At 61.5% G+C, this 7,833-nt stretch carries 3 protein-coding genes; 2 read left to right on the top strand and 1 reads right to left on the bottom strand.

Translation table 11 applies throughout. The features are described from left to right. Positions 1–51: 51 nt before the first annotated feature. Complete coding sequence (locus ACRQHG_RS04315) at positions 52–2,601, bottom strand: LamG-like jellyroll fold domain-containing protein (protein ID WP_435719604.1); 2,550 nt, start codon at positions 2,599–2,601, stop codon at positions 52–54. A 353-nt stretch (positions 2,602–2,954) separates the two neighbouring features. Here ACRQHG_RS04315 and glmS point away from each other — a divergent pair, with 353 nt between their 5' ends. Together glmS and ACRQHG_RS04305 are read left to right on the top strand one after the other, a co-directional pair. Beyond that, a complete protein-coding gene (glmS, locus tag ACRQHG_RS04310; RefSeq protein ID WP_284883077.1) occupies positions 2,955–5,021 on the top strand; it encodes a glutamine--fructose-6-phosphate transaminase (isomerizing) in 2,067 nt (688 codons plus the stop codon). 104 nt (positions 5,022–5,125) lie between these two features. Continuing rightward, the gene (locus ACRQHG_RS04305; protein ID WP_087070559.1) at positions 5,126–7,801 is read left to right on the top strand and encodes a 5'-nucleotidase C-terminal domain-containing protein; all 2,676 of its coding nucleotides are present in this window, start codon (positions 5,126–5,128) and stop codon (positions 7,799–7,801) included. Positions 7,802–7,833 lie beyond the last annotated feature (32 nt).

Below are 7,833 nucleotides of genomic sequence, written 5' to 3'. Positions count from 1 at the left end.
AGATGTCCGTGGCCTACCCTGACCGGTTTAATAAGTATTTATAAACAATGCTCACACACAAACAACTTGACACACTCCGATGGTGTCATCAGCGCGCCCGAAGGAAATCACTTCATCGGCCACTCCACCGGTGAGGCTGTTCTGAATGAAGATCTGGTTACCGCGGCGGACAGCCAAGGTTTGCTGACCATCACCATTCCAGTCCCCGGCCAGGACTTCGTCACCGGCTCGCCCGTAGGAAAAAGCGGGTTGGGTTGCTATGGAGTCCCAATCGTTGGATAGATAGAACGTATTGCCGGTGTTACCCGGCTTCGCCGGAACGTTAGTTGTGCTCGGGGTAGGCGCCGGTGTCGGATCTGGGGCCACCGTAGGAGTTGGCTGCACTGTCGGATCCGGTTTTTCAGTAGGCGCTGGCTTTACTGTTGGCGTCGGCTCGGCCGTAGGCGTCGGCTCGGTCGTTGGCGTCGGCTTCACCGGGGGAGTGGGCGTGGCCGTGGGAACGGGCTGTGGCGAAGGGGCCGGTTTCTCGGTGGGCGTCGTCGTTACTGAAGGAGTGGGTTTTGGATCTTGCTGCGCAATACCTGCCGATTGCTCAAGGCCGGCCAAGGTAAATTTCGCTTGCTTGATATACGCAAGATCGGTGCGCACATCGTACCCGCGCCCGGCCGTTCCCTTCCAGGAATGCGAGAAGTCCTTATCCCAGTGGCCATACGAGTGCATGATGAACGTGCCATCGGGCAGTGCGGTGATACCCGTATACCCGGTATCCCCGCCGTAACGATTATTCGACCAGTCCCGCTCCAGCAGGATGCGATACTGGCCCGGGCGCTGGTGCATCAAATCATCGAAGGTGCCGACCCAGGCCACCCAGTTCCCGGCCTTCCAATCACTGGCACCATCGTGGCGGCCATTGCCATTGAGGTCATAGCGGATTTCCCGCATGGGAACCACCACCCGGCCAGAGACGGGATCATAGGCCGGCTTATGCCGCTCGCCGGCAAGGGAACCGGGAAGCTCCACCGGCTTCGACCAGGTCTTGCCTTCATCCTTGGACACGATCATCGTGGGCAGATGTGCATGGGACTGGCTGCGCGCCAAACCAACAATCTGCTTGCCATCCGGAGAACGGAACATCCCGATCTCACACATTTGATGGGACTTTTCGATATCGCGGTGTTCGGCCAGGTAGGGAACCGGATCAGACCACTTCTCCACGCCGTCCTCGAAAGTGAGGTAGGTCTTGTAATTGACGAAATCGTAATCGTGATAGACACCCATCCATTTTTGGATTGGCTGGCCGGCGTCGTCGCGCAATTGCACCAGGGAAGCCATGGCAACAATCGCGGCATTATCCTTCCCATCATGCTGACGCACCGGGTGGAAATTGGTGTACTCGCTCCACGTCTCGCCATTGTCATCCGAATAGGAGGTATTCCACCCGTAACGGTGGCCGGCATTATCAACACCCCACCCCGGATTAGCGGTGATAAGCATGAGACGCTCCGCGCCATCCTCCCGGATGAGGGAATACAGGGTAGGAGTTTCCTGCGAACCCGTCCACGACTTCGGGGTATCGGTCTTTTCCGTCCACGTTTTCCCCTGATCATCCGAGATCATCATGACCAGCGGGCCCTTGCCGTGCCCGGCCGGGAACGCGGAAATCAGCCGCCCGGTTTTTGTTTGCACCAGATCGGGTTGCCCCAAATACTGGCGATTTCCACCCGGCTGGCGCATCACCGTGCTGATATTGGCATCATCGAGCTTGTATTCCGGGATCGTATTGCGTAGGGGGAGCTGGGGCTGGGCGGGTTCGTTTTTGCCGGGCTCGCCCTTGCCGGGGGTATCTTGACCGGGCTGACCGGGCTGACCGGGCTGGCCGGGAGTCGGCTTTCCCTGGTCCGGATTGCCTTGCGCGGAATCCTGCGGCCGTTCCTTATCGTAGAGAGCTTTCACCTCAGCAGCGCTCAGCGCGGAGTTGTAGACGGCCAGTTCGTCAATGGCACCGGTGAAACCAGTTCCACCAATAACATCCGCGGGGATGAGCACGCGATGGTTCTTCGTCCAGGAATTCTTATCAACAGCCTGGCCATTGACGTACATCGTCATCCCAGCGGTTTTCGATTGCGTCCACGCAAGGTGATACCAGGTACCACCGGAAAAATCGTATTTGAAGGTCAGCACATCGCCGCGGCCCTTACCTACATGGAATCCAGCCTGGCGGTTCGCAGCCAATTTTAGATCGAAAGAAAAATCCTTCTTGTTATCCATGAGCACCGAGGTGCGCTCCCGGGGTGCTGCATCCGAGCGCACCCAATAGCTCACCGACCACGGGTCATTTTCAGAAATCGATATCGGCTGGGAAAAGCTGAGGCCGTGGCCATTCTCCACCCGCAAGGCAGTGCCGGACACGCCATCCACCAGCGGCGCCTGTGCCTGATCTGGATTGCGCTGCCCCGCGGAATCCGCGAGATCCGTATCGAAGGTGTACTTATGAATGGGGGTAGCTGCCTGTGATGCGTGGGCGATGAGGGTACCGCCGCCCGGCAAGGTAAGGAGTAACGCACCGGCAACAGATATAAATTGGTATAAACGTTTCACCACTATTCGCTTTCGATGAATTTGACAGTTCTGAGCACGGAGCTTCCGCGACATTGCTTCCGCTGCAACCCAGGCCAGGGGTTGCCGTGCTCGTGTACAAGATCACCGGTTCTTGTTCTGAACATACTAGGAGCGTGGCCGGGCGGGAGTAAGTGCCTTTTGGTCCTAAAGTCTGACAACTTTTTGTGAGGTGAAATACACTCGGGTTGTGTGGTGGCGGGGAAGGCATGTAGCTGCGTCGTCGTTCGAAAAGACCCCGGGGGCCGTGAGCGAAATTTGTCTGACCTGCGCAAATGTGCGCGCTGTGCGGGTGTTGACTCTTTTCTCGGAGCCGCCGGCGCAGTACTTTAACTTCCATGTGCGGAATTGTTGGGTACGCGGGCCCGCGCTCGCGAGCAGAACAGAGAAGAACGAACGGCGCCGAAACGGCAGGCACCAGCGCCACAAACGAAGCCACCACGGGCGCCTCGACCGGCGCCACGCAACGCGGATTGCAGGTGGTGCTCGAAGGCCTAGCCCGCCTGGAATACCGCGGCTATGACTCGGCCGGGGTGGCGGTGGCCGGGCCGGAGGGCTTGCGTGCGGTCAAGCGCGCCGGGCGCCTCGATAACCTGCGCCAGGCCCTGCAGGACACCCCGCTGCCGCCCGCGCAGGTGGCTATCGGGCACACTCGCTGGGCGACTCACGGTTCGCCCTCGGATACCAATGCCCACCCCCACGTTTCTTTTGATGGCCGGGTTGCTATCGTCCACAACGGCATTATCGAAAACTACCGCGAACTCGCGGAGGGCCTCGCGGCCACGGGCATTACGCCCGTTTCCGATACCGATTCGGAAATCGCGGCGCATATCCTCGCCCAGCAGCTCGCCGCGGTTGATGCGAATGCTGCGGTTGAACAAGATGGCGCCACGGTTGATGCGAGCGTTGCGGAGTCCGGTTCCGACGACGCCGCGGCCGGTGCTGCGGCCAGCACCGCCACCACCACGGAGCCCGGCTCAGGCTCCGCCCTCTTCCGCGCCATGCTCGCCACCGCGAATATCATTGACGGCTCCTTCACGCTCGTCGCTATCGACCGCGATCACCCCGATACCGTGGTGGCGGCCCGGCGGAACTCCCCGCTGGTCATCGGCCTGGGCGAGGGGGAGAACTACCTGGGTAGCGACGTGGCCGCCTTCATCTCCGAAACCCAGCGCGCCCTGGAAGTCCCGCAGGATACCGTGGTGGAAATCAGCGCGGATACCGTGCGGCTCCTCGGCTTCGACGGTTCGCCGCGCGCGGGCAAGGAATTCACGGTGGATTGGGACGCCTCGGCCGCTGTCAAAGGCGGATACACCACCTTCATGGACAAAGAGATCCACGAGCAGCCGCGCGCCGTCGCCGATACCCTGCGCGGGCGCGTGGTCAATGATTCCCTCCAACTCGACGAAATGCGCATCAGCGAAGCGGTGCTGCGCACCATCGATAAAATCATCGTGATCGCCGCCGGAACCGCGTCCTACGCCGGGCAGGTGGCGCGCTACGCCATCGAGCATTGGTGCCGCATCCCGGTGGAGGTGGAACTCGCCTCCGAATTCCGTTACCGTGACCCGGTGGTGGGGGAGAAGACGCTCGTCGTCGCCATTTCGCAATCCGGGGAAACGATGGACACGATTATGGCGGTGCGCCACGCGCGCGAACAGGGCTCGAAAGTCCTCGCCATCGTCAATACCTACGGTTCGACCATCGCACGCGAATCCGACGCGGTGCTCTACACCCACGCCGGCCCCGAAATCGCGGTGGCTTCCACGAAGGCCTTCGTTGCCCAGATCACCGCGTCCTACCTGCTCGGGCTCTACCTGGCCCAAATCCGCGGCAATAAATTCCGCGACGAAATCACCGGCTACCTCGACGAACTCGAAAAAATGCCGGCGCGCATGGAAAAAATGCTCGCCCAAGAACCGCAAATCCGCGCCATGGCCCGCGAACTCAAGGGCGAAAACTCGGTGCTTTTCCTCGGCCGGCACGTCGGTTTCCCCATCGCCCTGGAAGGCGCCCTCAAACTCAAAGAAATCGCCTACGTGCACGCCGAAGGTTTCGCCGCCGGGGAACTCAAACACGGCCCCATCGCGCTCGTGACCGACAACCTGCCGATTTTCGTGATCGTCCCCACCCCGCGCCGCCCCGAGCTGCACGCGAAAACGCTGTCGAATCTGCAAGAGGTCCGTTCGCGCGGGGCACGCACCATTGTGGTTGCGGAGGAGGGCGACGACGCCGTGCGCGATTTCGCCACCTCGGTATTCTGGGCACCCCGCGGCACGCCCACCCTCATGATGCCGCTCGTCACCGTGATCCCCCTGCAGATTTTCGCCTCGGAGATGGCGGCGGTGCGCGGCTACGACGTTGATAAACCGCGCAACCTGGCCAAATCCGTGACGGTCGAATAATCGCGCCACCCCGCGCTCACTTTCCAGTCACGTTCAATTAGCCGGGTGTTTACCCGCGCTTCCTATGGTGACGGTGTCCTATTTCCCTCGGATGAAGGAACACCATGACCATATTTTCCCTGCGGCGCATGACCGCTTTCGGTGCGGTCGCGGTGCTGGGCGCGGGCGTGCTCACCACGCCGGCCCAGGCCGCGCCAGCCGACCACGTCACTATCGATATCGCGGCGATCTCCGATTTCCACGGCCATATCGAGAACGCGGCTGCCCTCGACTACCAGATCGATGAGCTGCGCAAGGCCAACCCGAATACCATTTTCGTGGGGAACGGCGATCTGGTGGGCGGCTCGGCCTACGTGTCCTCCATCGCGAACGACCAGCCCACCCTCGATATTCTCAACGCCATGCAGCTTGACCTCTCCGGGGCGGGCAATCACGAATTCGACCAGGGCGTCAAGGATTTCGAAAACCGCATCGTCCCGGCCTCTGAATTCCCGTGGACCCTGGCGAGCGTGGGCGGGATCGACACTGCAAAGATCACCCCCTACGCCTTGAAAACCGTGGGCGGGGTACGGGTGGCTTTCGTATCCGGCGTGACCGATGAGCTCAATACCCTGGTGTCTCCCACCGCGATCACCGGCCTGGATATTAAGGATCCCGTCAAGGCCGTGGATGCGCAGGCTGCCCTGCTCAAGGATGGGGACGAAAGCAACGGCGAGGCGGATATCGTCGTCGCCCTCATGCATGCCAATAATGCGGTAGCGGCAACGCTCGGAAGCGATGTGGACGCCGTCGTCGCAGGTCATACGCACCTCACCGTGGATAGCGTGACCACGCCTTCGGGCGCACCGGTTCTGGAAGTGGGCGAATACGGGCGCACGTACGGCCGTTACACTTTTGTGTACGACGCCGCAGCTAAGAAGCTCGTGAGCGCCACCGCCGCCAACGTTGCTATTGACTACAAGAATGCCCAGGCCCCCAAGTCCGCCGATATTGAGGCGATGTACCAGGCTGCCGAAACGAAAGCGAAGGAATTGGGCGCCCAGCAGATCGGAACCATTAAGGGAATCGCGAACCGCGGCACCAATAACGGCACCGATACCGGGGCGAATCGCGGGACCGAATCCTCGGCCGGCAATATGATCGCCGAAGCGTTCTACCAGTACTCCCAGGGCATGGAAAAGAAGGCCGATTTCGGGATTATTAACCCGGGCGGTATTCGCGCGGATCTGGACCCCAACGGCGACGGCATCGTCACCCTGGAAGAGTCCTACACAGTGCAGCCTTTCGGGAATTCCTACGCCACTGTGGACCTGACCGAAGCGCAGATCTACACCATGCTCGAACAGCAGTGGAATGACAAGGAAGGCGCCTCCCGGCCCATGCTGCGCCTCGGGCTTTCCTACAATATGCATTACGTTTTCGACGCCGCCGCGGATGCCACCCCGGGCCAGCGCGTCAAGGCCGTGTACATCAACGGTGAAAAACTGGATCGGGCGGGGGAGAAGGTCTATACCGTGGCCTCCAACCAGTTCATCCTGGCCGGTGGTGACGGTTTCACGGTGCTCGGCGAGGGTAGCAATTACGCCGATACCGGGCTGATCGATAACGATGTGTTCAACGCTTTCCTCAAGGCCAACCCCGGCTATCAGGTGCGTTATAACCAGACCTCGGTGGGTATCACCGGGGAAGAGGCTCTCAAGGCTGGGGAAAGCGCGGAGCTGAGCTTCTCCTCGCTGGCTCACACCTCCACCGAGCCCAAGGGTGAGAAAGTCACCGTGTACCTCAACGGGGTGGAAGTGGGCAGCGGCGCGCTGGATACCACCGTGACGCCCTCGCTGGATAACACCGGCCGTGCCACCGTGAAGGTCACGGTGCCTGCCGATGCCCCCGCGGATTCCGTGCTGCGGGTGGTGGCCGGGCCCACCGATCTGTCCTTCCAGGTGGCCGTTGCTCCCGCAGCGGTGACGCCGGATCCGGGTGCGGGCGAGGAGCCGGGTAAGCCTGGTAAGCCGGAACCTACGGAACCGGGCAAACCGGAACCCACGGAGCCCGGAACCCCGAACCCCACCCCGGAACAACCCGCGAAGCCGGGCGCTCCGACGGGTAACCGCTTCATCGCCACCAATAACTGGAACTCGGGTGCTGGCAGCATTGATGCCGCCTACGGGCGCGCTGGCGAAAGCTTCATTTACGGGGATTGGGATGGCGATGGCGTAGATAGCCTCGGCGTCGTGCGCGGTAACCAGTTCCTCCTGAGCAACGGCTTTGCCGGGAATGCCACCGAGGTCTTCGCTTTCGGGAAGGCCGGTGACCGGGTACTCGTCGGCGACTGGAACGGGGACGGTAAGGACACCGTGGCCGTGGTGCGCGGAAACACCATTTATGCGGTGGATTCCCTGCGCGGCGGCGCGGCGGACCACGTCTTCACCTTCGGACGCCACGGGGATACCTACCTGGCTGGTGATTTCAACGGCGATGGCCGTGACGAAGTAGCGGTCCAGCGCGGCAATACTTTCTTCGTCCAGGACTCCCTGGGCGGGGCTGCCGGTGCCGCCTTCTCCTTCGGCCGTGCCTCGGATATTGCCCTTGCCGGTGATACCGATGGGGACGGGAAGGACACCATCGTGGTGGTCCGCGGTAACGCCTACTACGTTGCCGGCTCCTTGAGCTCCGGGCCGGCCAGCGCGGTGTACTCCTTCGGGAAGCACACCGATACGCACCTCCTGGGTGACTGGAATGGCGACGGCGTCGATACTCCGGCCGTCCACCGGGTCCGCTAAGGATTCTGCGGAGGGTTCGCTAAGGAATTCCG

The sequence above is a fragment of the Actinotignum vesiculae genome (assembly GCF_051267215.1).
Lineage (GTDB): Bacteria > Actinomycetota > Actinomycetes > Actinomycetales > Actinomycetaceae > Actinotignum > Actinotignum schaalii.
Note: the sequence above shows the minus strand (reverse complement) of the source record. Positions and strands in the feature narration are given on the sequence as shown.